The following is a 24,566-nucleotide window of genomic DNA, read 5'->3' on the forward strand; positions in this document are numbered from 1 at the left end:
TCGCGGGTGGGTAACGATCCCCGCCGCGGCCCTGCGGGGCCCGGAGCCCCGGCGTAGCGTGGAGCGTGTCGGAAGGAGCCCGTCATGGCGCAGCGCAACGAGCCCTGGCCCGCCGGGACGCCCTGCTGGGTGGACCTCGCCGTCACCGACCTCGGCCGCACCCAGGAGTTCTACCGGTCGGTCCTCGGCTGGGAGTACAGCCCGCCCCGGCCCGAGCACGGCGGCTACTGCACCGCCCTCGTGGAGGGCGGGCCGGTCGCAGGGCTCTCCCCGGCGGTGCCCCACCTGCAGGACGTCCCGCACGTGTGGCAGGTCTACCTCGCCGCGCGGGAGGCCCGCTCCTGCGGGGAGCGGGCCGTCGCCGCCGGCGCCACGCAGCTGATGGAACCCACGGAGGTCGGACCCTCGGCACGATGGGCCTCTACACCGACCCCACCGGGGCGTCCTTCGGGACGTGGGAGGCCGGCGAGCACCTCGGGTTCACGGTGACCGACGTGCCGGGCGCGGTCACCTGGTGCGACCTCGTCACCCCCGACGTCGCCACGGCCCGCGACTTCTACGCCCAGCTCTTCGGCTACAACTACGAGGACGCCGGCCGGGACGGCCCCCCGTACGCCGTGTTCACGGTCCCCGGCGGGGACGCTCCCGGCGGCGGCATCGGCGGGACGGACCCCGGGGCGGGACACGCCGTGGCCGTCTGGTCGGTGTGCTTCCGGAGCGACGACGTCGGGACCGCCGTGCAGCGCGCGCGCGAGGCGGGAGGCTCGGTGCTGGAGGAGCCGTTCGACGTCGAGTACGGGCGGCTGGCGGTCCTCGGCGGACCGGACCGGGAGAGCTTCGCGATCATGACGCCGGCGGACCCCGCGCAGCGCTCCGGGCGCTCGCGGCCGGCTGTCAGGGGCGGGTCCTAGCCTGGGGCCCATGACGAGCTCACCGGCCGGCGCGCCGGCCCGCATCCCGGCCCGCGGGCGCCCACCGGCGGGGCTCGGCCCGTGGCTGCTGGCCGGCATCGCCGCGACCGCGCTGGCCGTGGGCCTGGCCGAGCTGCTCGCGTGGGTGACCGGCCCGGTCGGCGCCCCGCTCACCGCCGTGGGCGGGGTGGTCGTGGACGCGGTCCCCGCGCCGGTCAAGGACGCGGCGATCGCCCTGTTCGGCACCGCCGACAAGCTCGTGCTCGTCCTGGTGATGGCCGCCGGCCTGATCGGGCTGGGCGCGGGCATCGGCGCCGCCCAGCGGGCCAACCGGCCCATGGGCGTGGTGCTGCTGGGCGTGCTGGGCCTGCTCGGCCTGATCGCGGTGCTCACGCGCGCGGGGGCGTCCGTGGCGGACCTGGTGCCCGTCGTCGTCGGCACGGGCGCCGGGGCGCTCCTCCTGGCACAGCTCACCCGCCGGGCCGCGGTCCGGGACGGGGGCCCGGGCCTCGACCGCCGCGGCTTCGTGCGCCTGGCCGCGGCCGCGGCCGTGCTGGGCACGGCCGCGGGGGTCGCCGGACGGTGGGCGAGCACGGCGGCCGCGCGGGTCCCCGCCGCCCGCGAGCTGCTGCGGATCCCCGCCCCGGCCGTGCGGGAGCGCGTGCCCGCCGGCACGGACGTGGGCGTCGACGGGGTGGCGCCGTGGCTGACCCCCGCCGAGGACTTCTACCGCATCGACACCGCGCTCGCCGTCCCGCGCATCGACGTCGCCGACTGGCGGCTGCGGATCCACGGGCTGGTGGACCGCGAGCTCACCCTGGGCTTCGAGGACCTCACGGCACGGCCGCTGCTCGAGCGCGCCGTGACGCTGGCGTGCGTGTCGAACCCCGTGGGCGGGGACCTCGTGGGCAACGCCGTGTGGAGCGGCGTGCCGCTGCGCGAGCTGCTGGCCGAGACCGGGGTGCAGGCCGGGGCGGACATGGTCCTGTCCACCTCCCAGGACGGGTTCACCGCCGGCACCCCGCTGGAGGCGCTGACCGATCCGGACCGGGACTCCCTGCTCGCGGTGAGCATGAACGGGCAGCCGCTGCCGTTCGAGCACGGCTACCCCGTGCGGATGGTCGTGCCGGGGCTCTACGGGTACGTCTCGGCGACGAAGTGGGTGGTGGACCTCGAGGTCACCCGCTTCGACCGCGCCCAGGCCTACTGGACCACCCGCGGCTGGTCGGCCCGCGGGCCGGTCAAGCTCAGCTCCCGCATCGAGGTGCCCCGGGACCGGGCGGGCGTCGACGCCGGGCAGGTGGTGCTCGCGGGGACCGCGTGGGCCCAGCACGTCGGGATCGCGGCGGTGCAGGTCAGCGTGGACGGCGGCGACTGGCAGGAGGCGCGGCTCGGGGCGGCGACCTCCGACGACACCTGGCGGCAGTGGGTGCTCCGGCGCCCGGACCTCCCCGCCGGGGAGCATGTGGTGCGGGTGCGGGCGGTCGACCGGGACGGCACCGTCCAGACCGCCGAGCAGGCCCCGCCCGCTCCCGACGGCGCCTCCGGCCTGCACGAGCGGACGTTCACGGTGCGCTGAGCCCGCCGGCGCCGGGCGGGCCCGCCGCGTCCTGCCATGATGGGGCGGGAACGACCGACGGCAGCACGAGAGCACGGGAGGCGGGTGCGCGGTGACCCTGGTGGACAACGCGGTGTACGTGGGCGGGGTGCGGACCTCGAGCCCGCACGACCTCGACGAGACCTACGAGGTCATGCGCGACCGCGGCGGGATGGCCTGGATCGGGATGTACCGTCCCGAGCCCGCGGAGGTGCAGTCCGTGGCGGCGGAGTTCGGCCTGCACGAGCTCGCCGTGGAGGACGCCCTCAAGGGCCACCAGCGGGCCAAGCTCGAGCGCTTCGGGGAGACCCTGTTCGTGGTGCTGCGCCCGGCCCGCTACCTGGACGACGTCGAGAAGGTCGAGTTCGGGGAGCTGCACGTCTTCGTGGGCGCCGACTTCGTGGTCACCGTCCGGCACGCCGAGTCCCCCGACCTGGCGGCGGTCCGCAGCCGGATGGAGGCCTCCCCGGAGCTGCTGGCCATGGGCCCGCAGGCGGTCCTGTACGGGATCCTCGACGAGGTGGTCGACCGCTACGCCCCCGTGCTGGCGGGGCTGGAGAACGACATCGACGAGATCGAGGACGAGATCTTCGGCGCGGACCGGGACGTCTCCCGCCGCGTCTACGAGCTCTCGCGGGAGGTCATCGAGTTCCAGCGCGCGGTCCACCCGCTCGTGGCCATGGTGCAGGCCCTCCAGCGCGGGTCGGAGAAGTACCAGCTGGACGTCGAGCTGCAGCGGCGGCTGCGGGACGTGGAGGACCACGCGATCCGGGCCGCGGAGCGCGCCGACGCCTACCGGGCCCTGCTGCAGAATGCGCTCACCGTGCACGCGACCCTCGTGGGGCAGCGGCAGAACGACGAGATGCAGCGGCTCAGCGAGTCCGCCCTCGCCCAGAGCGAGGAGGTCAAGCGGATCTCCTCCTGGGCGGCCATCCTCTTCGCCCCGACCCTGGTCGGCACCGTCTACGGGATGAACTTCGAGCACATGCCCGAGCTCGGCTGGGCGCTGGGCTACCCGTTCGCGCTGCTGCTGATGCTCGTCATGGGCGTGGCCCTCTACGGGGTGTTCAAGTGGAAGAAGTGGCTCTGAGCACCGCGGGGGCCGGCCTCGCCCCCGACCGCGTCCGCCGCGCCCGGATCGCCGTCTCGGCGTTCTTCCTCACCAACGGCGCCCTCTACGCCAACCTGCTGCCGCGCTTCCCCGAGGTCAAGGACGCGTTCGGGCTCTCCAACACCCTCTACGGCCTGGCGGTCGTCGCGTTCCCGCTCGGGGCGATCCTCATCGGCGCCCTCCCGGCGCGGGCGATCCGCCGGTTCGGCTCCGGCCCGGTGGCGGGCCTCGGCACCGTCCTGCTCTGCGCGTGCGTCGCGGCGGCCGGGGCCGGGGCCGGTCCCGGGGCGGGCACGGGGATCGGGCTCGGGGTCTTCCTGGTCGCGATGTTCCTGGGCGGGGCGCTCGACGCCCACGTCGACACCGCGCAGAACGCCCAGGGCATGGACGTCCAGCGCGCCCGCGGCCGCTCGATCATCAACTCCCTGCACGCCCTGTGGAGCCTGGGTGCCGTGGCCGGCGGCCTCATGGGCACGGCCGCCCTCGTGCTCGGGGTGCCCCTCGCCTGGCACCTGCTGGGCAGCGGGCTGCTGTGGAGCGCGGTGGCCCTGGTCGCGCTGTGCTCCGCCCTCACCCGCGCCGAGGGCACCGCCCTGCGCACCGTGGAGCCGGACGCGACGACGACGGCGGCGCCCGGCGACTCCCGGCCCGCCGGCGACCCGGTGCCCGCCGGGGCCGGCCGCGGCGGGGCGGGGCGCGTGGTCGTCGGGCGCCTGCTCCCGGTCGCGGTGATCGCCATCGCCGGGGTGATGATCGAGGACGTGGGCGCGAACTGGTCGGCGGTCTACCTCACCGCGGAGCTGCGCGCGCCCCTGGCCGCCGCGGGGCTGGGGCTCGTGGCCATGATGGCGGCGCAGTTCGTGGGCCGGATGCTCGGGGACCCCATGACCGACCGGTGGGGCCGCGTCGCCGTGGCCCGGGCGGGGGCGGCGCTGAGCGCCGCCGGCATGCTCCTGGTGGTGCTCGCACCCGGCCCGGCGGCGGCCGTGGCCGGTTTCGCGCTCGCCGGCTTCGGCTGCGCGACCCTAGTGCCCGCTGCCTACCACGCCGCCGACGACCTCCCCGGCCTGAAGCCCGGCACCGGGCTGGCCCTGGTGAGCTGGCTGATGCGGATCAGCTTCCTCAGCCTCTCCCCGGCGGTCGGGGCCCTGTCCGACGCGGCGGGGCTGCGCTGGGCGCTCGTCGTCGTCCCGGTCTTCGCGCTCGTGGCCGTGCTGATGGCGGGGGTGCTCCGGGCCCGCCCCTGATCCTCTGGGACGCGCCCGGGCCCGGCCCTAGACTGCGGAGCACAGCCCGTGGTCCACGTCACCGCAGAGGAGAGCGCCATGAAGATCCGAGCCGCCGTCGTCGAGGAGATCGGCGCCCCGTTCCAGCTCCAGGACGTGGAGCTGGCCGAGCCCGAGCCGGGTGAGGTCCTGGTCCGCATCGTCGCGTCCGGGGTCTGCCACACCGACGCCATCACCCGCGACGGCGACATGCCCCTGCCGCTGCCCGGGATCCTCGGCCACGAGGGCGCCGGGGTCGTCGAGCGGGTGGGTCCGGGGGTGACGACGGTGGCCGCCGGGGACAGGGTGATCCTGGGCTGGCCCTCCTGCGGCCGGTGCCGGAACTGCCTCGACGGCCAGCCCCGGTACTGCCTGCGCACCGGGGAGGCCCTCGTCTCGGGCCGCCGCTTCCTCGGCGAGGCGGCCGGGACCTCCGCCTACACCCGCGGCGGGAGGGGAGAGGTCTCCGGGCACTTCTTCGGCCAGTCCTCCTTCGCGACCTACTCGATCGCCCTGGCCGACGCCCTGGTCAGGGCTCCCGACGACGTGCCGCTCGAGCTGCTCGGGCCCCTCGCCTGCGGGCTGGGCACCGGGGCGGGGGCGGTGCTCAACGAGGCCCGCCCGGAGCCCGGCTCGTCCCTGGTGGTCTTCGGCGTGGGCGCGGTGGGCCTGGCGGCGATCATGGCCGCCCGCTCCACCGCCGCCACCACGATCATCGCCGTGGACCTGCACGACTCCCGGCTCGAGCTGGCCACCCGCTACGGGGCCACCCACACGATCAACTCCTCCCGGGCCGACGTGCTGGAGGAGGTCGCCCGGATCACCGGGGGCTCGGCGGACTACGCCTTCGAGTGCACCGGGGTGGTCCCCGTGGTGGAGCAGGCGGCCGAGTGCGTGGGCATGCTCGGGACGCTGGTGCTCATCGGCGGCGCCCCGGCCCAGGCCCGCTTCAGCCTGGACCACATGCGCACGCTGTGGGGCAAGCGCGTGGTCGGGGTCCTGGGCGGTGGCAGCCGCAGCACCAGGTTCATCCCCGCCCTGATCGACCTCCACAAGCAGGGCCGCTTCCCGTTCGACGAGCTCGTCCGGTACTACGGCCTCGACGAGATCGAGCAGGCCCTGGCCGACAGCAAGTCCGGGGCGGTGGTCAAGCCGATCGTGCGCATGCCCGAGTGACCCGCGGCGGGACGTATTTGCGCCGAGCCCCCAGCTCGGCGTCGATCCCCCACGAAGCGGCGTGGGGGATCGACGTCTCCCTGGGGGTCGGCGTGAGGGGGGTGGGCTCGGCGGCCCTAGCCGATCCGCACCTCGTGCACACCGCGCTCCATGCCGCGCTCGAGGGCGGCCAGCGCGTCGTCGATGTCGTGGCCGGGCGGCAGCGCGGGCGGCAGGCCGGCCAGCGCCCGGTCCACCAGCCCGGTGTCCATGTGCGGCAGCCGGGCGTCCACCACCGCGATCCGGCGGCGCCGCAGCTCCCGGCGCAGCGACCCCAGCCATGACGCCATGGCGGCCTTGCTCGCGGCGTAGGCGGCCATCCCGGCCAGCGGCAGTTCCGCGGCCACGCCCGTGAGCACCGCGATCGCCCCGCCCTCCGACAGGTGGGGCAGCGCCGCCCGGACGACGGCCATCGGTCCGAGGGCGTTGACCTCGAACAGCTCCTCGACCACCGCCTCGTCCTCCTCGGCGGCCGGACCGAACGCGGCGACGCCGGAGGCGACCACCACGGCGTCGAGCCCGCCGAGCTCCGCCGCGGCCGCGCGGACCGCCGCGGCGGCCGCGTCGTGGTCCACGAGGTCCAGGGCGTGGGCCGAGCGCAGGCCCAGCCGGCGCCGCAGCTCCTCGGCCGCCGCGGCGGAGCGGCCGGTCACCGCGATCCGGGTGGTGCGCTCGCTCAGCCGCTCGCACAGCCGCTGCCCGAGCACCCCGGTCGCCCCCACCACGAGGATCCTCGCGCCGTTCAGGTCCATGGTCGTTCTCCCGTCCCCGCACGGTTCCGGGAGCGGAGCCGTGTCCTCCGAGCGTACCCAGGGCCTCCGGCGCCGCCCAGAGCCTGTCCCCCTCGGACCACCCGGCTCCCACGAGGAACTCGCCCTTCCGCGACGCTTCGCCGGGCGAGCCTGCGAAGCGTCGCCGGCGCCTGCTGACGCGGGTGGACTGCAGTCCTCAGCACCATGCCCGGCGACGGCGCCGGAGGCCGTGCTCGCGCACCTCATGCACGGGCTGGGGCAGGCGGTGCCGGACCCCGGTCCCGGTCGGGGCGACTCGCGCGGGGTGGTCGTCCTCCTGGTGCAGCGGAAGTCCTGCACCACGGACGAGGCCGAGGAGTGCGCCCGGTCGCAGGAGCACCGGCAGCTGCAGGAGATGATCGCGTCCTTCCGGGGGTGACCGCACGGACCCGCGGTCCCGCGGTCCTGCGGGCTCAGCGCTCGAGGTCCAGGAGCCTCAGGGCCTCCTCGCGCAGCTCGGCCTTGCGCACCTTGCCGGTCACCGTCACGGGGAACTCCTCCACGACGTGGACGTAGCGCGGGATCTTGTGCCGGGAGACCCGGCCCTCGCAGAACGCCCGCAGCGTCGCGGCCGTCATGGGCGCCGCGCCGTCGCGCAGCTGCACCCAGGCCATGACCTCCTCCCCGTAGGTCTCGTCGGGCACGCCGATCACCTGCACGTCGACGATGTCCGGGTGGGTGAGCAGGAACTCCTCGACCTCGCGCGGGTAGACGTGCTCGCCGCCGCGCACGACCATGTCCTTGACCCGGCCGGTGATCTGCACGTAGCCCTCCCGGTCCATCACGGCGAGGTCGCCGGTGTGCATCCAGCCCTCGCTGTCGATGGCCAGTGCGGTGCTCTCGGGCTCGTCCCAGTAGCCCTTCATGACGCTGTAGCCCCGGGTGCACAGCTCGCCGGCGGTCCCGTGCGGGACGGTCCCTCCCGTGGCGGGGTCGACGACCTTGACCTCCAGGTGCGGGCCCACGCGGCCCACGGTGGTGGTGCGGCGCTCGAACGGGTCGTCGTGACGGGTCTGGGTGGACACGGGTGAGGTCTCGGTCATGCCGTAGCAGATGCTGACCCCGGCCATGTTCAGCCGCTCCATCACCGCGCCCACGACGGAGGCCGGGCACGTGGCGCCGGCGATGACGCCGGTGCGCAGGCTGGAGAGGTCGAACGCGCCGAGGCCGCCGAGGCCCAGCTCGGCGGCGAACATCGTGGGCAGGCCGTAGAGGCTCGTGCACCGCTCCTGCTCGACCGCGCGCAGGGCCGACTCCGGGGTGAAGGCCGGGGCGGGGAGCACCGTGCAGGAGCCGTGGGAGGTGCACGCGAGGTTGCCGATGACCATGCCGAAGCCGTGGTGGAGGGGCACGGGCAGGCACACCCGGTCCGCCTCGGTGTAGCCGAGGAGCTCGCCGACGAAGTACCCGTTGTTGAGGATGTTGCGGTGGCTGAGGGTGGCCCCCTTGGGGAAGCCCGTGGTCCCGGAGGTGTACTGGACGGTGATCGCGTCCTCGGGGTCCAGGCGGGCCCCGATCCTCTCCAGCAGGGCGTCGTCGGCCTCGGCGGCCGCCAGCTGCTCCCACCCGGGCGTGCCCATGACCACGACGTGCCGCAGCCCGGGGCACGCGCCGCGGACCTGGTCCAGCATGGCGGGGTGGTCGGAGCCCCGGAACCGCGGGTGGGCCACCACCGTGGTGGTCCCGGCCCGGCGCAGGACGTAGGCCAGCTCGTGGGGGCGGTAGGCCGGGTCGAGGGTGACGAGGAGCGCGCCGAGCTCGGCCGTCGCGTACTGCACGAGCACCCACTCCCAGGTGCTGGGACCCCACACGCCCACCCGGTCCCCCGTGCGCACCCCCAGTCCGTGCAGGCCCGTGGCCAGCCGGCGGACGTCCCGGCGGAACTCGGCGTAGGTCCACCGCCGGCCGGCGGCGACGTCCACCAGGGCCTCCCGGTCCGGGAACCGTGCGGCGGTCCGCTCGAGGTCCTGGGCGACGGTCCGCGTCAGCAGCGGCGGGGCGGTCTCCCCGGCGGCGTAGGACAGGTCGTCGATCGGCATCTCCACGGGTGCTCCCCCAGCCCGGCCGGGCGGTGCGGCCGGCCGATCCGATTGGCGGCGATCAACTGATGGGTGCCATTCTACGTGGTGGCCGTCACGTCCCGCAGCGCGTGACGTGCTCAGTCCTGCGCCACGGCCCGCCCGACGGTCTCCCGGAGGATCTCGCTGGTGCCCCCGAAGATCGTCAGCAGCCGCGCCGCCAGGTACGCCTGGGCCACGGGGTAGTCGAGGATGTAGCCGTAGCCGCCGTGCAGCTGCAGGCACCGGTCCGTGACGGTCTTCGCCCGCTCGGCCGCCCAGTACTTGGCCTTGGAGGCGCCCACGACGTCGAGGGCGCCGGCGTTGAAGGCGTGCACCGCCCGCCGGACGTAGGCCTCGGTGACCTCGACCTCGACCAGCAGGTCGGCCAGCTCGAACCGGGAGTGCTGGAAGTCGAGCACCCGCGTGCCGAACGCCGTGCGGTCCCTGGTGTACGCCAGGGTGGTCTCGAGGGTGGCCCGGGCGAGGGCGGCCGCGGCCACGGCGATCGCGAGCCGGCCCTGCGGCAGCTGCCGGCGGATCTGGGCCAGGCCGGACCCCTCCGTCCCGATCAGGTGGGCGCCGGGCACGCGGACGTCCTCGAAGAACAGCTCGGCGGTGTCCGAGGCGTGCAGGCCCATCTTGTCGAGCCGGCGGCCCGTCGTGTAGCCGGGGGAGTCGGCCTTGTGCACCAGGAACAGGCTGAAGCTGCCCTCCCCGGCGCGGTCGCCGCGCCCGTCGGTGCGGGCGAGCACGAGCGCGGCGTCCCCGCTGATCCCGTTGCCGATGAAGGTCTTCTGCCCGTTGAGCAGCCAGTCCCCGCCGTCGCGCACCGCCCGGGTGCGCACCCCGCGCAGGTCGGACCCGGCGCCGGGCTCGGTCCAGGCCACGGAGGCGACGAGCTCGCCGGTGAGGATCCGCGGCAGCCACCGCTCCTTCTGCTCGGGGGTCCCGTGGGCGAGCAGGTGGGGCAGCACCCAGTCGTCGGTGAGGTGCAGGGCCAGGGCCGCGCCGAGGGCGCCCACGCGCACCAGCTCCTCGTCGAGCACGGCGCGGAACCGGTAGTCGGTCAGGCCCATGCCGCCGTACTCCTCCGGCACGGCCAGGCCCAGCAGGCCCGCCTGGCCGGCGGCGGTCCACATGCTGCGGGGCATCATGTGCTGGGCGTCCCACTCGGCGTAGTGGGGCGCGAGCTCCCGGGCGGCGAACTCGCGGGCGACCTCGCGGAACTCCTCGTGCTCCTCCTCGTAGAAGGCGGAGTCGCCGAGCGGGAAGGACCCGGTGGGCGGGGATGCGGTCATGGCGTGCCTCCGGCGCTAGTCGGGGAGGGGCTGGTCGGGGAGGGGCCGGTCGGTGCGGTGCGGGCCGTGGCCAGGGCGGCCCAGGCCATCTCCTCGAGGGCGGAGCGGGCGGCGTCGAGCCGGTCCGCCTCCTGCGGGGCGCGCAGCCGGCGCGCGGCGCGGAGGGAGTGCGGGGTGGAGTTGATGAGCCCGAAGGCGGCCTGGGCGCGCAGGGCGAGGTCGGCGGTGTCGTGCGCGGGGACGAGCTCCCCCAGGGCCTGCGCCCACAGGGCCACGTAGCCGCGCTGGAGGGCGCGCACCCTCCGGCGGTCCTCCTCGGCGAGGTTCGGCAGCTCCCGGTCCTGCACCACGATCACCGCGGGCTGGGTGAGGGCGAACTCCACCTGGAAGGCGATCAGCGCCCGCAGCCGCGCGGCCGGGTCGGCCGAGCGGGCGGCGACCTCCCGGCCGCCGTCGAGCAGGTCGGAGCTGACCTCGAGCAGGACCGCCCCCAGCACCGCCTGCTTGCTCGCGAAGTGCCGGTAGACCGCGGGGCCGCTGACGCCTGCGGCGGCGCCGATGTCGTCGATCGAGACCCCGGCGAAGCCCCGCTCCGCGAAGAGCGTCGCCGCGGCGGCGAGCAGGTCCTGGCGGCGCTGGGCCTTGGCCCGGCCGCGCACCGTGGTGGGCGGGGCCGGGCGGGGGTCCGTTCGGGGCATGGAGCCTTCTCTCGGGAGGGGTCGGTCCCTGGACATCCTAGTTAGTGGCCACTAACCTGGCATTCAAGTTAGTCCAGGTTAACCGAAATCGCACCCCCGGGTGCCCGGTCCGGACGGAGGGGCGGATGCGCGTGCTGAGCACCCGCGTGGATCCGGGCGGCGTGGAGTTCCGCGCCAACGCGGCCGCCCAGGCCGCGCTCGCCGAGGAGCTCGGCCGACGCCTGGCGCGCGTGGCGCGGGGCGGGCCGGAGCGGTCACGGGCGCGGCACGTGGCCCGCGGCAAGCTGCTGCCGCGCGAGCGCGTCGACCGCCTGCTCGACCCCGGCAGTCCCTTCCTGGAGATCGGCGCCCTGGCCGCCGAGGGCATGTACGACGACGAGTGCCCCGCGGCCGGCGTGATCGCCGGGATCGGCCTGGTGCACGGGCGGCAGGTCGTGGTCGTGTGCAACGACGCCACGGTCAAGGGCGGCACCTACTACCCCATGACCGTCAAGAAGCACCTGCGCGCCCAGGAGATCGCCCTCGAGAACCGCCTGCCGTGCGTCTACCTCGTGGACTCCGGCGGCGCCTACCTGCCGCTGCAGGACGAGGTCTTCCCGGACCGGGAGCACTTCGGGCGGATCTTCTACAACCAGGCGCACCTCTCCGCGGCGGGCGTCGCGCAGATCGCCGCCGTGCTCGGCTCCTGCACCGCCGGCGGCGCCTACGTGCCGGCGATGAGCGACGAAACCGTGATCGTGCGCGAGCAGGGCACGATCTTCCTGGGCGGCCCCCCGCTCGTGAAGGCCGCCACCGGCGAGGAGGTCACCGCCGAGGAGCTCGGCGGCGGCGAGCTGCACGCGACCGTCTCCGGGGTGGTCGACCACCTGGCCGAGAACGACGAGCACGCCCTGGAGATCGTCCGCGACATCGTGGCGACGCTGCCCCCGCCCGCCGCGCGCGCCTGGCCGGTGCGGGAGGCCGAGGCCCCCGCCGCGGACGAGGACCAGCTGCCCGGCGCGGTGCCGGTGGACCCCAACGCCGGCTACGACGTGCACGAGGTCGTCGCCCGGCTCGTCGACGGCAGCCGCTTCGCCGAGTTCAAGGCCGGGTACGGCACCACGCTCGTCACCGGCTTCGCCCACGTCCACGGGCACCCGGTGGGGATCGTGGCCAACAACGGGGTGCTGTTCGCGGAGTCGGCGCTGAAGGGCGCGCACTTCGTCGAGCTGTGCGACCAGCGCGGGATCCCGCTGCTGTTCCTGCAGAACATCACCGGCTTCATGGTGGGCCGCGACTACGAGGCCGGCGGCATCGCCAAGCACGGCGCCAAGATGGTCACCGCCGTGGCCACGACCCGCGTCCCGAAGCTCACGGTGGTGATCGGCGGCTCGTTCGGTGCCGGCAACTACTCGATGTGCGGGCGGGCCTACTCCCCGCGCTTCCTGTTCCTGTGGCCCCAGGCCCGGATCTCGGTGATGGGCGGGACGCAGGCGGCGTCCGTGCTGGCCACGGTCCGGGCCGAGCAGATGGCCGCCCGCGGCGAGCAGTGGGACGCGCCGGAGCGGGAGGCGTTCATGGTCCCGATCCGCCGGCAGTACGAGGAGCAGGGCAGCCCCTGGTACTCGACCGCCCGGCTGTGGGACGACGGCGTCATCGCCCCGGCCGACACCCGCGAGGTGCTGGGCCTGGCCCTCGAGGTCTGCTCCCGCGCCCCGCTGCCCGAGCCCGCCTTCGGCCTGTTCAGGATGTGAGGCCATGACCGCCAAGCTGTTCGGCACGGTCCTCGTGGCCAACCGCGGGGAGATCGCCTGCCGCATCCTGCGCACGCTGAGGGCGCTGGGCATCCGCTCGGTCGCGATCCACAGCGAGGCCGACCGGGACGCCCTGCACGTGCGCCAGGCCGATCTCTCCGTGTGCGTGGGCCCGGCGGCCCCCGCCGAGAGCTACCTGCGGATCGACGCCGTCGTCGCCGCCGCGCAGGCCACGGGCGCGCAGGCCGTCCACCCCGGCTACGGCTTCCTCTCCGAGAACGCGGCCTTCGCCCGCGCGTGCGCCGCGGCCGGGATCGTCTTCATCGGCCCCGGCGCCGAGGCCCTCGAGCTCATGGGCGACAAGATCCGCGCCAAGAACGCCGTGGCCGCCTCCGGGGTGCCGACGGTCGCCGGGGTCGCCCGGCCCGGCCTCGACGACGACGCCCTGGTGGCCGCCGCGGCCGGGATGGCCTACCCGCTGCTGATCAAGCCCTCGGCCGGGGGCGGCGGCAAGGGCATGCACGCGGTGCGCGCCCCGGGCGAGCTGCCCGAGGCCCTCGCCACCGCCCGCCGCGTGGCGGCCGCCGCGTTCGGGGACGACACCCTGTTCCTCGAGCAGCTCGTCGAGCGGCCCCGCCACATCGAGGTCCAGGTCCTCGCCGACACCCACGGCACCGTGGTCCACCTCGGCGAGCGCGAGTGCTCCCTGCAGCGCCGGCACCAGAAGGTCGTCGAGGAGGCCCCCTCGCCGCTGCTCGACGCCGCCACCCGCGCCCGGATCGGGGAGGCCGCGTGCCGGGTCGCCCGGTCGGTGCGCTACACGGGCGCCGGCACCGTCGAGTTCCTCGTCCCCGCGGACCGGCCGGAGACCTTCTTCTTCATGGAGATGAACACCCGCCTGCAGGTGGAGCACCCCGTCACCGAGCTCGTCACGGGCGTGGACCTCGTGGAGCAGCAGGTGCGCGTGGCCGCGGGGGAGCCCCTCGCCCTGTCCCAGGAGGACGTCGTGCTCACCGGCCACGCCGTGGAGGCCCGGCTCTACGCCGAGGACCCCGCCCGGGGCTTCCTGCCCACGGCCGGGACCGTGCTGGTCCTCGAGGAGCCGGCCGGCCCCGGGGTGCGCGTGGACTCGTCGCTGGCCCCGGGCCTGGCCGTGGGCTCCGACTACGACCCCCTGCTCGCCAAGATCGTCGCGTGGGCGCCCGACCGCGAGCAGGCCCTCGACCGCCTCGACCTCGCGCTCGCGGACACCGTGGTCCTCGGCGTGGGCACGAACACGGAGTACCTGCGCGCCCTGGTCAACGACCCGGCGGTCCGGGCGGGCGAGCTGGACACCACGCTCATCGAGCGCCGGCTGCCGCAGCTCGAGTTCACCGCCCCCGACGAGACCCACTTCGCCGCCGCGGCCGCCTTCCTGCACGGGGCCTCGTCCCCGGCGGGCCGGGGTCCCTGGGGCCGGGCCGCCGGGTGGCGGCCCACCGGCCGGGCCCACCCCGCGGTCGTGCTCGCCCACGGCCTCGAGGAGCCGCGGCGCACCGTCGTCGACGGCGCCGTGCGCCTGGTCCCCCTGCCCGGCCGGCCCGGCGCGCACCTGCTCGCGGCGGGCGGCGCGAGCCGCACCGTCCACCTCGCCGCGGACCCCTCGGGGGCGAGCGTGTGGGTGGGCGAGGACGGGTTCGCCGTCGAGCTCGCCGTGCTCTCCCGCGAGGAGCAGCTCGAGCGCACCCTGGCGGGCCTGCGGCGGCAGACCGGGCCCGCCGCCCCCGAGCTGCACTCGCCGATGCCCGGCACCGTCGTCGCGGTCCCGGTGGCCGCGGGCGACCGGGTCGCCCAGGGCCAGACCGTCGTCGTGGTCGAGGCCATGAAGATGGAGCACCGCCTCGTCGCCCCCACCGCCGGCACCGTCGACGTCGTCGTGCGGGCCGGCGACCGGGTCCGGCTCCACCAGCTGCTCGCCCGGGTGGCCCCCGACGGCGCCCCCGGGCCCACCGACCCCCGTCCCGACCCGGACCCGAGCCCCCAGGAGCGCACGGCATGAACCTCGAGCTCGACGAGGAGTACCAGGACCTCTCCGACACCGTCCGCGACTTCGCCGACGAGGTGATCGCCCCGGTCTCCGCCCGCCACGACGCGGAGCACTCGTTCCCCTACGAGGTGGTGGCGCAGATGGGGGAGCTGGGCCTGTTCGGCCTGCCGTTCCCCGAGGAGTACGGCGGGATGGGCGGGGACAGCTTCGCGCTGTGCCTGGCGCTCGAGCAGATCGCCCGCGTGGATCAGTCCGTGGCCATCACCCTCGAGGCCGGGGTGTCCCTCGGGGCCATGCCGATCTTCCGCTTCGGCACCGAGGAGCAGCGGCAGCAGTGGCTGCCCGAGCTGGCCTCGGGCCGTGCGCTGGCCGGGTTCGGGCTGACCGAGCCCGAGGCCGGCTCCGACGCCGGGGGCACCCGCACCACCGCCCGGCGCGAGGACGGGCAGTGGGTGGTCAACGGGGCCAAGGAGTTCATCACCAACTCCGGCACGGACATCACCCGCCTGGTCAGCGTCACCGCGGTCACCGGCACCGTGCCCCTCCCGGAGGGGCGGACCGGGAAGGAGATCTCCACGATCGTCGTCCCCACGGACACCCCCGGGTTCCGGGCGGAGAAGGCCTACGACAAGGTCGGCTGGAACGCCTCCGACACCCACCCCCTGTCCCTCCAGGACGTCCGCGTCCCCGAGGCGAACCTGCTGGGGGAGGAGGGGCGCGGCTACGCCAACTTCCTGTCGATCCTCGACGAGGGCCGCATCGCCATCGCCGCGCTGGCCACCGGCGCGGCCCAGGGCTGCGTCGAGGAGTCCGTGCGCTACGCGAAGGAGCGCACCTCCTTCGGGCGGCCGATCGGCGTCAACCAGGCGATCTCCTTCAAGATCGCCCGCATGCAGGCCCGCGCGCACACCGCCCGCCTGGCCTACTACGACGCCGCCTCCCGGATGCTCGCCGGCAGGCCCTTCAAGGCGCAGGCGGCGATCGCCAAGCTCGTGGCCGGGGAGGCCGCGATGGACAACGCCCGGGACGCCACCCAGGTCTTCGGCGGCTACGGGTTCATCAACGAGTTCCGCGTGGCCCGCCACTACCGCGACGCCAAGATCCTCGAGGTCGGCGAGGGCACCACCGAGGTGCAGCTCATGCTCATCGCCCGCGAGCTCGGGCTGTGACGGGGGCGGGCATGCCGGAGCGGGAGGAGGGCCGCAGGGTGGTCCGCCAGCGCGGGCTGTGGTTCGAGGAGTTCGAGGAGGGCACGGTCTACGAGCACGCCCCGGGCCGGACCGTCACGGAGGCGGACAACGTCCTGTTCACCACCCTGACCATGAACACCCAGGCGCTGCACCTGGACGCCGCGTGGGCGCAGCGCCAGCCGTTCGGGCAGCGGCTCGTGAACTCGATGTTCACCCTGGCCACCCTGGTGGGGGCGTCGGTGGCGCAGCTGACGCAGGGCACCATCGTGGCGAACCTCGGCCTCGAGGGGGTCGCGTTCCCGCACCCGCTCTTCCACGGCGACACCCTGTACTGCTCCTCGGAGATCCTCGGCAAGCGGCTCTCCGCCTCCCGGCCGGGGCAGGGGATCGTCCGGATCCGGCACACCGGGCGCAACCAGGACGGCGTCGTGGTCGCCGAGTGCACCCGCTCGGTGCTCGTGTGGTCCCGCGGCGCGGCCCCGCAGTGACGACGGCGAGGAGGACGACCGTGGCGACGGAGACGACGGCGGGGAGGACCCCGTGACCGGTGGCTTCGGCCTGGGCCCGGCCCTGCTCTTCTGCCCCGCCGACCGGCCCGAGCGCTACGCCAAGGCGGCCGGCCACGCCGACGCGGTGATCCTCGACCTGGAGGACGCCGTGGCCCCGGAGGCCAGGGCCGCGGCCCGGGAGGCGCTCGTGCGGACCCCGGTCGACCCCCGCCGCACCGTCGTGCGCGTCAACGCCGTGGACACCGAGGACTTCCTCCTCGACGTCGCCGCGCTGCGCCGGACGGCGTACCGGACGGTCATGCTGCCCAAGGCCGCCTCCGGCGAGCAGCTGGACCGGGCCGCCGAGCTCGGGCTCCGCGCCGTCGTCGCGCTGTGCGAAACCGCCCAGGGGATCGTCAACGCCCCCGCGATCGCCCGGGCGGAGAACGTGGCGGCCCTCATGTGGGGCGCCGAGGACCTCGTGGCCTCCCTCGGGGGCAGCTCGTCCCGGCGCCCGGACGGCGGCTACCGGGACGTGGCCCGGCACGCCCGCTCGGCCGTCCTGCTCGCGGCCGGTGCCGCCGGCAAGCCCGCGATCGACGCCGTGCATCTCGACCTCGGCGACCTCGACGGGCTGCGCGAGGAGGCCCGCGACGCCGCGGCCAGCGGCTTCACCGCCACCGCCTGCATCCACCCCGGACAGGTGGAGGTCGTGCGGGACGCCTACCGGCCCACGGAGGAGGAGCTGCGCCAGGCCCGCGAGCTGCTCGAGGCCGCCGGGGGCGCCACCGGCGTCTTCGCGTTCCGCGGGCGGATGGTCGACGAGCCCCTGATCCGCCACGCCGAGCGGCTCGTGCGCCGCGCCGAGGCGTGACCCGCCCGCCGCCCCCGTTCCTCCGGAGGAGACCATGACCCGACCCCTGACCATCGTGCTCCCGCTCAAGCACGTGCCCGACGCCCAGCAGGAGCGCTCCTTCGCCGGGCAGCCCCCCGTGCTGGCGCGGGGGCCCGGGATCCTCTCCGAGCTCGACGAGTACGCCGTGGAAGCCGCCCTGCAGCTCGTCGAGGCGCACGGCGGCGCCGACGCCGGCCACCGGGTGCTCGCCCTCACCATGGGCCCCGCAGAGGCCGCCGGCGCCCTCAAGCGCGCCCTGCAGATGGGCGCCGGCGAGGGCGTCCACGTGCTCGACGACGCCCTCGCCGGCTCCGACGCCTGGGTCACCGCCCGGGTGCTCGCCGCGGCCGTGGAGAGGATCGCCGCGACCGGCGGGTCCCCCGTGGACCTCGTGCTCACCGGGATGGCCTCCACGGACGGGGAGACGTCGCTGGTGCCCGGGCAGCTGGCCGAGCGGCTCGGCCTGGCCCAGATCGGCTTCGCCGCCTCGCTGGCCCTGGACGAGGAGGGCCGGGCCGTCACGGCGACCCGGGACGCCGGATCGGAGGTGCTGCAGCTCGTCGCCGAGCTGCCCGCCCTGGTGTCCGTGACGGACCGGACCAACACCCCGCGCTACCCCAGCTTCAAGGCGATCATGGCGGCCAAGAAGAAGCCCGTGCAGACCTGGTCGGTCGCCGACCTCGGCCTGGACGCCGCCGCCGTGGGCTTCACCGGCTCGCTGACGGAGGTGCTCGAGGCCGTGCCGGGCCCGCCGCGGCCGGCCGGGCAGGTCGCCGTGGACGAGGGCGAGGGCGGGATCCGCCTCGCCGAGTTCCTGGTCGCGCAGAAGCTCGTCTGAACAGCCCCGGCCGATCCGATCGTTCGCCCGGTCCCCGGGCAGGAGGAGGACAGAGATGACCACGACCCCGGAGACCCCGGTGGCCCTGGTGGTGCTGGACGGCACGCAGCCGCTGCGCGGCAGCGACCGGGAGCTGCTGGTGCTCGCGGGCGGCCTGGGCAAGACGCACGTCGTCGTCCCGGTGGCGCCCGGCGGCGCCCTGCTGCGCGAGCTGGCCGCCCACGCGGTGGCCGCCGTCCACGCCCCCGAGGGCGGGGCGGACGAGCGGCTGACCGTTCCCGCGGTCGCGCTCGCGGAGGCCGCCGCCCGCGCCGTCCGCCCGCGGGTGGTGCTGCTGGGCAGCACCCCCGAGGCCAAGGAGGTCGCCGCGCGCCTGGGCGTGCGGCTCGAGGCCGGGGTGATCACGGACGTCGTGGCGCTCGACGCCGACCTCGTCGCCACCAAGTCCGTGCTCGCCGGCGGCTGGCGCACCCGGTGCCGGGCCAGGACCTCCACGCTCGTGGCCACCGTCCGGCCGAACTCCGTGGACGTCCCCGCACGCCGGGATCCCGGGGCCGAGCTGCCCGAGGTGCGGGCCCTGCCCGTCGAGGACACCGCGCCCGCCGCCCGGGTGGTCGGCCGCGCGCAACGGCCGCCCTCGGGCCGCCCGTCGCTCGAGGAGGCGCGGGTGGTCGTGGCCGGCGGGCGCGGCACCGGCGGGGACTTCGGCCCGCTCGAGGAGCTCGCCGACGCCCTGGGCGGGGCGATCGGGGCCTCCCGCGCGGCCGTGGACGCCGGCTGGGTCGGCCCCGAGGCGCAGGTCGGGCAGACCGGGCGCACCGTCTCCCCGCAGCTCTACGTCTCCTGCGGGATCTCCGGGGCCGTCCAGCAGCGCGCCGGGATGCAGACGGCGAAGGTGATCGTCGCGGTCAACAAGGACGAGCAGGCGCCCGTGTTCGAGATCGCCGACCTCGGGATCGTGGGCGACCTGAGGAAGGTGCTCCCGCAGGCCGTGGAGCGCCTCCGGCAGCTCCGCTCCTAGGCCGGCGGCCCTGCGGCGCGGCATCCCTGCCCCCCTCGCTGCCTGAGGGCTCGTGGCCCGGGGGACGGTGACGGACGGAGCCCGTCGACGCCTGTCGGGCAAAGTGGGGCTTTTGCTTCCGCACCCTTATGCGGATGAATAGAGATGAGAGCTCGTCTCGATCCGCGACCAGGGGGATGTTCGCCATGACCACCACTGCCCATGGAACCCGTGCCGACACCGACGATGCCGCGGTGCGGACCGAGGTGATCAACGCTCTCGCGCTCCAGGGCGTGACCGCCGCGACCATCACCACCCTGTTCGACGGGCGGGAGTGGTGCGTGACCGTCTCGGAGCACAGCCCCGCCCTGACCGACACGGAGGTCCGGGTCGCGGTGTGGAACACCGTGCTCAACTGCGCCGCCCTCTACGGGGTGCGCCGCCCGGTCGAGGGCGTCCGGGTGCGGATCGGCGGCTGACCGGCGGAGCACTGCCCGCCGGCCCCGGACGCCGGCCCCGGGACGCCCCGGGCCGGCTCAGGCCGGGCCGGCCGTGCTCCCGTGGCCGGTCCCGATCCCGTCCACCGCGTCCCGGACCGCGTTCAGGAAGCCCACCACGGTCTCGGCCTGCTCGGGCGTGAGGGACTCGGCGGCCTCCAGCATGCGCTGGTGCATGGCTCCCAGGGTGGCCCGCACCTCGTGGTCGGAGTCGTCGGTGGCCGTGATGATCAGGGCCCGCCGGTCCGTGGGATGGGGCTCCCGCCGCACGTGCCCGCTCTTCGTGAGACGGTCCAGCAGCGTGGTGGTGGAGGCCGAGGAGATGCCCAGCCGGGCGGCGAGATCGCGCGGGCCCAGGGGCTTGCCCGTGCGCTGCGCCTCCAGCAGGTAGCGCAGGGCCAGCAGGTCGGTCTCGCCCATGCCCATCGAGTCCTTGGTCCGCCGCCGCATCGCGGCCTCCGCGGCCCGGTAGTCGCGCAGCGCCTGGAGCACCCGCACGGCCTCGCGGCGGGCGGCGTCGCGGCCGTACCAGTAGCCCGAGGACGGAGCGGGCGGGAGATTGTTCACCGGAACATCCTAGAAAAACGACAGCGGCGAGTGGTGGAGTGGGAAGTGGACCGGGAACCGGGGGTTCCGGCCGGCATCTCGTCGATCGTACAACCAACGAAGCTGATAGCTAGACATTCTAGCGGTTTTCGGGTTGCATGGGACACAGGCCGGCCCCCCGCCGTGGCTTCCCCGCCACCCCGGACCGGCACCAGGAAGACTTGAGAAAGGTTCGAAGATGAGCAAGGCAGTGTCCCCGCAGCCCCAGCAGTCGACGGCCTGGTCGGTCGAGGCCGTCCACGTCCCCCTGCTCCCCCCGGCCCCCGAACTGCACGTCGAGGCCGAGCGCCCCGCCTGCGGCTCGGATCCGCGTTTCCTGCACTCCTGGTTCACCCAGCGGGTGCTCACCGCCGCGGGCGAGGTCGAGTCGGCGGAGTGGATGCTGGACCGCGTGCTCGGCGACGCGGCCGAGAGCGACGCCGAGATCGGGATCGGCCTCGACGTCGCGCCCCTCGACGGTGCCCTGGAGTCCGCTCGCTGGGCCCTGGACCAGGCGGTCAGCGGGCTCAACGCCGAACTGCGCAGCGCCGCGCAGCACGGCGTCCCCCTCGAGTCCCTCGCCCGCACCTGCGCGCTCGAGGTCGAGGACGTCCGGGCCGTGCTCGACGGGACGGACGGCGAGCACCCTGCGGCGGCCGCCGTCCTCCGCGAGGAGCTGGCGACCGCTGTCTGACACCGACCGGGGAGCCGTCGCCGGCGGCGCGGGGGACCGGCCGTGATCGGGCGCCGCGACGAGCGCTCCGGCCTGCTCGACCGCGTCCTGGGCGGCCTTCGCCGCTATCCGGGCGTGCTCCGCACCGTCAACGACACCGTCGCCCGCCGCCACGGCCTCGGCCCCACCGACGCCGAGGCGCTGCTGCTCGTGCTGGACGCCGAGGACCGGGGCCGGCCGCTCAACGCCACCCAGCTCGCCGACGCGCTCGCCCTCACGACCGCCGGCACCACCACGGTGCTGGACCGGCTGCAGGCCCGCACGCTGGTCGAGCGGCGCCCCGACCCCGGGGACCGGCGCAGGATCTCCCTGCACGTCACGGCCGGCGGGCACGAGATCGCCGAGGAGATCCTGGGGCCCGCCGGGGACGCCGTCGGTGCCGTGCTGGAGGACCTCGACGACGAGGAGCTGCGCGTCCTGCTGCGCACGCTCGACGCCCTCGACGAGGCGCTGGCCTCCGCCCTGCGCGCGTCCTAGGGGGCCGGGCTCACACCTCGTCGAGGGCGTCCGCCCGGGGTGCCACGGTCCCGTGGTCCTGCGGCCGCCCCGACCTCTGGGCCACCCGGTGTCCACTCCTCCGGGGGTGCGCCGCGACATCCGGCGGCGAACTGTTGTGGAGATTGTTCAACAATCACTACACTGGCTCGCAAGTGACCGGGGCCACGCCGTGGGTGGCCGGCGTCGTCGGACGCAGGTCGCTCCCGCTCCGAGGAGGCCCGACATGTCCAGCTCCGCCCCCGTCCCGCCCGCCCCGGAGGGGCACGGCTTCGCGGACAGCCCCGCCGCCATGCGGGCCGTGAACAGGTCGGCGCTGCTCGGCGCCCTGTTCCTCATGGCCACCAGCGCCATCGGTCCCGGCTTCATCACCCAGACCGCGAACTTCACCGTGCGGCTCGGGGCGGCCTTCGCGTTCGCCATCGTCGTCTCGATCCTCGTGGACATCGCCGTGCAGCTGAACGTGTGGCGGATCATCGGGGTCTCCGGGCTCAAGGCCCACGAGCTCGGCAACCGCGTGCTGCCGGGGCTCGGCTGGTTCATCGCCGGGCTGGTCGCGCTCGGCGGGCTCGTCTTCAACATCGGCAACACCGCCGGCGGCGGCCTGGGTCTCGACGCGATGCTGGGCCTGGACCCCACGTGGGGCGGCATCCTCACCGCGCTCCTCGCCGTCGGCGTGTTCGTCAGCAAGCGGGCCGGCGTGGCGCTGGACCGCATCGTGGTGCTGCTCGGCGTGGTGATGCTCCTCGTGACCGCCTACGTGGCCTTCGTCTCGCGGCCGCCGGTGGGCGAGGCCCTGCGCAACGTGGTGCTCCCCGAGCAGGTGGACTTCCTGGTCATCACGACGCTCATCGGCGGCACCGTGGGCGGCTACATCACCTACGCCGGGGCCCACCGCATCGTGGACGCGGGCATCACCGGCGTGGAGAGCGTCAAGGACATCTCCCGCAGCTCCGTGGTCGGGATCGTGACGACCGGCGTGATGCGGTTCCTGCTGTTCCTGGCGATCCTGGGCGTGGTCGCCGGCGGGGCCCAGCTGGCGGGCGAGAACCTCGCCGCCCAGGCGTTCCAGAGCGCGGCCGGGGAGATCGGCCTGCGCCTGTTCGGCCTGATCCTGTGGGCGGCCTCCATCTCCTCGGTCATCGGCGCGGCGTACACCTCGGTCTCCTTCGTCACCACGTCCCGGACGAGGGCCCGGACCCGGAACCTGCTGACCGTGGTGTTCATCCTCGTCTCCGCCACGGTGTTCGTGCTCCTCGGCCAGGCCCCGTCCACCCTGCTCATCGTGGCGGGCGCGGTCAACGGGCTGATCCTGCCGCTCGGCTTCGCCGTCCTGCTGTGGGTGGCCTGGCGCCGCCGCGACCTGCTGGGGGGCTACCGCTACCCGAAGTGGCTCGCGATCCTCGGCACCGTGGTGTGGCTGCTCACCATCTACCTCGGCGTGCAGTCCCTCAGCGGCATCGCCGCCCTGTGGGCATGAGCCCCGTGGGCGACGGGAACGGCACGAGCCCCGAGGGCGCCGCGGCCCGCGCCGGGGCGCAGACCCGCCAGGACCGCGCCGCGCTGACGCCGGGGGCCGCCCGCGCCCTGTTCCGCAACGGCCTGGTCACGCCCACCTCCGGCTGGTGCGACGGGTGGGCGCAGGCCAACCTCGTCGTGGTCCCGAGGAACTGGGCCTTCGACGTGCTGCTGTTCGCCCAGCGCAACCCCAGGCCGTGCCCGGTGCTGGGGGTGCTCGAGGCGGGGGAGGTGACCGGGCCGCTCCTGCGCGGGGGCGACGTGCGCACCGACGTCCCGCTCTACACCGTCTACGAGCACGGTGAGGCGGCCGGCACCCGCACCGACCTGCTGGACGTGTGGCGGGAGGACCTCGTCACCTTCGTCATCGGCTGCAGCTTCACCTTCGAGGCGGCGCTGCAGGAGGCCGGGATCCCGGTGGCCCACATCGACCAGGGCGTCAACGTCCCGATGTACCGCACGACGGTCCCGGCCGACCCCGCCGGCCGCCTGTCGGGACCGCTGGTGGTCTCCATGCGCCCGGTCCCGGCGTCCCGGGTGGCCGACGCCGTGCGGATCACCGCGCGCTACCCGGCCGTCCACGGCGCCCCGGTGCACGTGGGGGCCCCCGAGGAGCTGGGCATCCGGGACCTGGCGGCGCCCGACTACGGGGACGCGGTGGAGATCCCGGCCGGGCACGTGCCCGTGTTCTGGGCCTGCGGCGTGACCCCGCAGGCGGCCGTGCTCGCGTCCGGGGTGCCGTTCGCCCTCGGGCACGCCCCCGGCCACATGCTCGTCACCGACGTCCCGAACTGGCAGTACCAGGTGCCGTGACGGTCCCTGCGACGGTCCCCGGGGCGCCGCCGGGCAGCGCCCCGGGGACGCCCCGGGACCAGCTCCCGGCGCCGGTGCGCGCCGCGGGGCGCTCCTCCAGCGCGCCGAGCAGCTGCTCCCGCGAGACCCGCAGGTAGTCCTCCATCTCCAGGGCCGCCTCCTCGCGGTGACCGGCCTCGAACAGCGCGAGGATCCGGGCGTTGCGCTCGAGGTAGGGCTCGTGGAAGGACGGGTCCTCCCGCATGCTGAAGAACACCAGCCGCATCTCCGCCAGGATCCGGTCCATCAGCTCGTCCTGCCGGGCCGAGCCCGCCAGGCCCACCACGGCCCGGTGGAAGCGCTGGTTCGCGTCCGCCATGCCGCGCACGTCGCCGCGCTCCCGGGCGGCCCGGCCCGCGCGCACCGCGGCCTGCAGCTCCGGCTGCGGTCCCGGCTGCGCCCAGCGCAGCGCGGAGGTCTCGAGGGCCAGGCGCACCCGGTGCACCTCCTGCACCTCGTCCGCGCCCGGGCGCGCCACGAAGACCCCGCGGTTGGGCACGCGGGTGAGCAGGTTCTCGTCGGCCAGGGCGGTGAAGGCCTCGCGCAGGGTGTTGCGGGAGATCCCGAGCACCCGGCTCACCTGGGCCTCGGAGAGCTTGGTCCCGGGCAGCAGCCGGCCGGCGGTGATGCCCCGGCGCAGGACCTCGGCCGTCCAGGGGGTGGCCTCGCCCTGCGGGGCGGGGCCGGCCCCGGCGGCGGCGGACTGCAGGGCGGAGTCGTCGACGGCGTTCATCGGTCCCCATCCTGGCACTGCCGGCCGGCGGGACGCG

25 protein-coding genes are annotated in these 24,566 nt (G+C 75.3%); 19 read left to right on the top strand and 6 right to left on the bottom strand.

The window, feature by feature from the left end; genetic code table 11:
• The first annotated feature begins 84 nt into the window (after positions 1-84).
• From ACYSMR_RS10125 to ACYSMR_RS10150, 6 genes are all read left to right on the top strand, one after another.
• On the top strand, positions 85-489 hold the full coding sequence (locus ACYSMR_RS10125) for a VOC family protein (protein WP_461745006.1): 405 nt from the start codon (positions 85-87) through the stop codon (positions 487-489).
• Positions 414-911, top strand: coding sequence for a VOC family protein (locus tag ACYSMR_RS10130; RefSeq protein ID WP_461745008.1), 498 nt, complete (start codon positions 414-416; stop codon positions 909-911). Before ACYSMR_RS10125 ends, ACYSMR_RS10130 begins: the two co-directional genes overlap by 76 nt.
• Before the next feature lie 10 nt (positions 912-921).
• Entirely contained in the window at positions 922-2,490 is a 1,569-nt protein-coding gene (locus tag ACYSMR_RS10135; RefSeq protein WP_461745010.1) for a molybdopterin-dependent oxidoreductase, read from the top strand.
• 91 nt (positions 2,491-2,581) lie between these two features.
• Positions 2,582-3,598 carry a magnesium and cobalt transport protein CorA gene (locus ACYSMR_RS10140; protein ID WP_461745012.1) on the top strand — a complete coding sequence of 339 codons (1,017 nt, stop codon included), beginning with the start codon at positions 2,582-2,584 and terminating at the stop codon, positions 3,596-3,598.
• Entirely contained in the window at positions 3,589-4,866 is a 1,278-nt protein-coding gene (locus tag ACYSMR_RS10145; protein WP_461745014.1) for an MFS transporter, read from the top strand. Before ACYSMR_RS10140 ends, ACYSMR_RS10145 begins: the two co-directional genes overlap by 10 nt.
• 78 nt (positions 4,867-4,944) lie before the next feature.
• The gene (locus ACYSMR_RS10150) at positions 4,945-6,060 is read left to right on the top strand and encodes an NAD(P)-dependent alcohol dehydrogenase (RefSeq protein ID WP_461745016.1); all 1,116 of its coding nucleotides are present in this window, start codon (positions 4,945-4,947) and stop codon (positions 6,058-6,060) included.
• A gap of 116 nt (positions 6,061-6,176) precedes the next feature.
• On the opposite strand, the gene ACYSMR_RS10155 is transcribed toward ACYSMR_RS10150, so the two are convergent.
• Entirely contained in the window at positions 6,177-6,851 is a 675-nt protein-coding gene (locus ACYSMR_RS10155) for an SDR family NAD(P)-dependent oxidoreductase (RefSeq protein ID WP_461745018.1), read from the bottom strand.
• Positions 6,852-7,080: 229 nt separating this feature from the next.
• Between ACYSMR_RS10155 and ACYSMR_RS10160 the strand changes: the two genes are divergently transcribed.
• Positions 7,081-7,269 carry a hypothetical protein gene (locus ACYSMR_RS10160; RefSeq protein WP_461745020.1) on the top strand — a complete coding sequence of 63 codons (189 nt, stop codon included), beginning with the start codon at positions 7,081-7,083 and terminating at the stop codon, positions 7,267-7,269.
• Positions 7,270-7,303: 34 nt separating this feature from the next.
• Here ACYSMR_RS10160 and ACYSMR_RS10165 read toward each other — a convergent pair whose 3' ends face one another.
• From ACYSMR_RS10165 to ACYSMR_RS10175, 3 genes are all read right to left on the bottom strand, one after another.
• A complete protein-coding gene (locus ACYSMR_RS10165; RefSeq protein ID WP_461748019.1) occupies positions 7,304-8,929 on the bottom strand; it encodes an AMP-binding protein in 1,626 nt (541 codons plus the stop codon).
• 119 nt (positions 8,930-9,048) lie between these two features.
• Positions 9,049-10,248, bottom strand: a complete 1,200-nt coding sequence (locus ACYSMR_RS10170; RefSeq protein ID WP_461745022.1) for an acyl-CoA dehydrogenase family protein — start codon at positions 10,246-10,248, stop codon at positions 9,049-9,051.
• A complete protein-coding gene (locus tag ACYSMR_RS10175; protein ID WP_461745024.1) occupies positions 10,245-10,946 on the bottom strand; it encodes a TetR/AcrR family transcriptional regulator in 702 nt (233 codons plus the stop codon). Before ACYSMR_RS10175 ends, ACYSMR_RS10170 begins: the two co-directional genes overlap by 4 nt.
• 125 nt (positions 10,947-11,071) lie before the next feature.
• Between ACYSMR_RS10175 and ACYSMR_RS10180 the strand changes: the two genes are divergently transcribed.
• From ACYSMR_RS10180 to ACYSMR_RS10215, 8 genes are all read left to right on the top strand, one after another.
• A complete protein-coding gene (locus tag ACYSMR_RS10180; RefSeq protein WP_461745026.1) occupies positions 11,072-12,679 on the top strand; it encodes a carboxyl transferase domain-containing protein in 1,608 nt (535 codons plus the stop codon).
• A gap of 4 nt (positions 12,680-12,683) precedes the next feature.
• Positions 12,684-14,717: an acetyl/propionyl/methylcrotonyl-CoA carboxylase subunit alpha gene (locus ACYSMR_RS10185; RefSeq protein ID WP_251332258.1), complete on the top strand. Its 2,034-nt coding sequence runs from the start codon at positions 12,684-12,686 to the stop codon at positions 14,715-14,717.
• Positions 14,714-15,874 (top strand): acyl-CoA dehydrogenase family protein, encoded by a 1,161-nt coding sequence (locus tag ACYSMR_RS10190; RefSeq protein WP_309126145.1) that lies wholly within the window; start codon positions 14,714-14,716, stop codon positions 15,872-15,874. The genes ACYSMR_RS10185 and ACYSMR_RS10190 overlap by 4 nt, the downstream gene beginning before the upstream one ends.
• 11 nt (positions 15,875-15,885) lie before the next feature.
• A complete protein-coding gene (locus ACYSMR_RS10195; protein WP_309126146.1) occupies positions 15,886-16,383 on the top strand; it encodes a MaoC family dehydratase in 498 nt (165 codons plus the stop codon).
• 52 nt (positions 16,384-16,435) lie between these two features.
• Positions 16,436-17,257 (top strand): HpcH/HpaI aldolase/citrate lyase family protein, encoded by an 822-nt coding sequence (locus ACYSMR_RS10200; RefSeq protein WP_309126147.1) that lies wholly within the window; start codon positions 16,436-16,438, stop codon positions 17,255-17,257.
• A gap of 34 nt (positions 17,258-17,291) precedes the next feature.
• Positions 17,292-18,116 (top strand): electron transfer flavoprotein subunit beta/FixA family protein, encoded by an 825-nt coding sequence (locus ACYSMR_RS10205; protein ID WP_461745029.1) that lies wholly within the window; start codon positions 17,292-17,294, stop codon positions 18,114-18,116.
• Between the two features lie 55 nt (positions 18,117-18,171).
• Complete coding sequence (locus tag ACYSMR_RS10210) at positions 18,172-19,137, top strand: electron transfer flavoprotein subunit alpha/FixB family protein (RefSeq protein WP_461745031.1); 966 nt, start codon at positions 18,172-18,174, stop codon at positions 19,135-19,137.
• 185 nt (positions 19,138-19,322) lie between these two features.
• Positions 19,323-19,595, top strand: coding sequence for a hypothetical protein (locus tag ACYSMR_RS10215; protein ID WP_251332252.1), 273 nt, complete (start codon positions 19,323-19,325; stop codon positions 19,593-19,595).
• 57 nt (positions 19,596-19,652) lie between these two features.
• On the opposite strand, the gene ACYSMR_RS10220 is transcribed toward ACYSMR_RS10215, so the two are convergent.
• Complete coding sequence (locus ACYSMR_RS10220; RefSeq protein ID WP_309126249.1) at positions 19,653-20,180, bottom strand: MarR family winged helix-turn-helix transcriptional regulator; 528 nt, start codon at positions 20,178-20,180, stop codon at positions 19,653-19,655.
• Positions 20,181-20,397: 217 nt separating this feature from the next.
• Between ACYSMR_RS10220 and ACYSMR_RS10225 the strand changes: the two genes are divergently transcribed.
• From ACYSMR_RS10225 to ACYSMR_RS10240, 4 genes are all read left to right on the top strand, one after another.
• Complete coding sequence (locus ACYSMR_RS10225; RefSeq protein WP_251332250.1) at positions 20,398-20,892, top strand: hypothetical protein; 495 nt, start codon at positions 20,398-20,400, stop codon at positions 20,890-20,892.
• A 42-nt stretch (positions 20,893-20,934) separates the two neighbouring features.
• Positions 20,935-21,408 (top strand): MarR family transcriptional regulator, encoded by a 474-nt coding sequence (locus ACYSMR_RS10230; protein WP_309126248.1) that lies wholly within the window; start codon positions 20,935-20,937, stop codon positions 21,406-21,408.
• A 244-nt stretch (positions 21,409-21,652) separates the two neighbouring features.
• Positions 21,653-22,906, top strand: coding sequence for an NRAMP family divalent metal transporter (locus ACYSMR_RS10235; protein WP_374238456.1), 1,254 nt, complete (start codon positions 21,653-21,655; stop codon positions 22,904-22,906).
• Entirely contained in the window at positions 22,903-23,757 is an 855-nt protein-coding gene (locus ACYSMR_RS10240) for a putative hydro-lyase (RefSeq protein ID WP_461745035.1), read from the top strand. The genes ACYSMR_RS10235 and ACYSMR_RS10240 overlap by 4 nt, the downstream gene beginning before the upstream one ends.
• Here ACYSMR_RS10240 and ACYSMR_RS10245 read toward each other — a convergent pair.
• Positions 23,720-24,529, bottom strand: a complete 810-nt coding sequence (locus ACYSMR_RS10245; protein ID WP_461745037.1) for a GntR family transcriptional regulator — start codon at positions 24,527-24,529, stop codon at positions 23,720-23,722. The two genes, ACYSMR_RS10240 and ACYSMR_RS10245, sit on opposite strands and share 38 nt — an antisense overlap.
• Between the last annotated feature and the right edge of the window lie 37 nt (positions 24,530-24,566).

The organism is Kocuria sp. U4B (assembly GCF_054875615.1).

Excerpts from the sequence above, each read along its gene's own strand:
- ACYSMR_RS10240 (WP_461745035.1), top strand. The coding sequence starts at position 22,903 with ATGAGCCCCGTGGGCGACGGGAACGGCACGAGCCCCGAGGGCGCCGCG.
- ACYSMR_RS10165 (WP_461748019.1), bottom strand. The coding sequence starts at position 8,929 with ATGCCGATCGACGACCTGTCCTACGCCGCCGGGGAGACCGCCCCGCCG.
- ACYSMR_RS10235 (WP_374238456.1), top strand. The coding sequence starts at position 21,653 with ATGTCCAGCTCCGCCCCCGTCCCGCCCGCCCCGGAGGGGCACGGCTTC.
- ACYSMR_RS10135 (WP_461745010.1), top strand. The coding sequence starts at position 922 with ATGACGAGCTCACCGGCCGGCGCGCCGGCCCGCATCCCGGCCCGCGGG.
- ACYSMR_RS10130 (WP_461745008.1), top strand. The coding sequence starts at position 414 with ATGGGCCTCTACACCGACCCCACCGGGGCGTCCTTCGGGACGTGGGAG.
- ACYSMR_RS10150 (WP_461745016.1), top strand. The coding sequence starts at position 4,945 with ATGAAGATCCGAGCCGCCGTCGTCGAGGAGATCGGCGCCCCGTTCCAG.
- ACYSMR_RS10125 (WP_461745006.1), top strand. The coding sequence starts at position 85 with ATGGCGCAGCGCAACGAGCCCTGGCCCGCCGGGACGCCCTGCTGGGTG.
- ACYSMR_RS10170 (WP_461745022.1), bottom strand. The coding sequence starts at position 10,248 with ATGACCGCATCCCCGCCCACCGGGTCCTTCCCGCTCGGCGACTCCGCC.
- ACYSMR_RS10210 (WP_461745031.1), top strand. The coding sequence starts at position 18,172 with ATGACCACGACCCCGGAGACCCCGGTGGCCCTGGTGGTGCTGGACGGC.
- ACYSMR_RS10185 (WP_251332258.1), top strand. The coding sequence starts at position 12,684 with ATGACCGCCAAGCTGTTCGGCACGGTCCTCGTGGCCAACCGCGGGGAG.
- ACYSMR_RS10190 (WP_309126145.1), top strand. The coding sequence starts at position 14,714 with ATGAACCTCGAGCTCGACGAGGAGTACCAGGACCTCTCCGACACCGTC.
- ACYSMR_RS10155 (WP_461745018.1), bottom strand. The coding sequence starts at position 6,851 with ATGGACCTGAACGGCGCGAGGATCCTCGTGGTGGGGGCGACCGGGGTG.
- ACYSMR_RS10225 (WP_251332250.1), top strand. The coding sequence starts at position 20,398 with ATGAGCAAGGCAGTGTCCCCGCAGCCCCAGCAGTCGACGGCCTGGTCG.
- ACYSMR_RS10195 (WP_309126146.1), top strand. The coding sequence starts at position 15,886 with ATGCCGGAGCGGGAGGAGGGCCGCAGGGTGGTCCGCCAGCGCGGGCTG.
- ACYSMR_RS10180 (WP_461745026.1), top strand. The coding sequence starts at position 11,072 with ATGCGCGTGCTGAGCACCCGCGTGGATCCGGGCGGCGTGGAGTTCCGC.
- ACYSMR_RS10175 (WP_461745024.1), bottom strand. The coding sequence starts at position 10,946 with ATGCCCCGAACGGACCCCCGCCCGGCCCCGCCCACCACGGTGCGCGGC.
- ACYSMR_RS10215 (WP_251332252.1), top strand. The coding sequence starts at position 19,323 with ATGACCACCACTGCCCATGGAACCCGTGCCGACACCGACGATGCCGCG.
- ACYSMR_RS10245 (WP_461745037.1), bottom strand. The coding sequence starts at position 24,529 with ATGAACGCCGTCGACGACTCCGCCCTGCAGTCCGCCGCCGCCGGGGCC.
- ACYSMR_RS10205 (WP_461745029.1), top strand. The coding sequence starts at position 17,292 with ATGACCCGACCCCTGACCATCGTGCTCCCGCTCAAGCACGTGCCCGAC.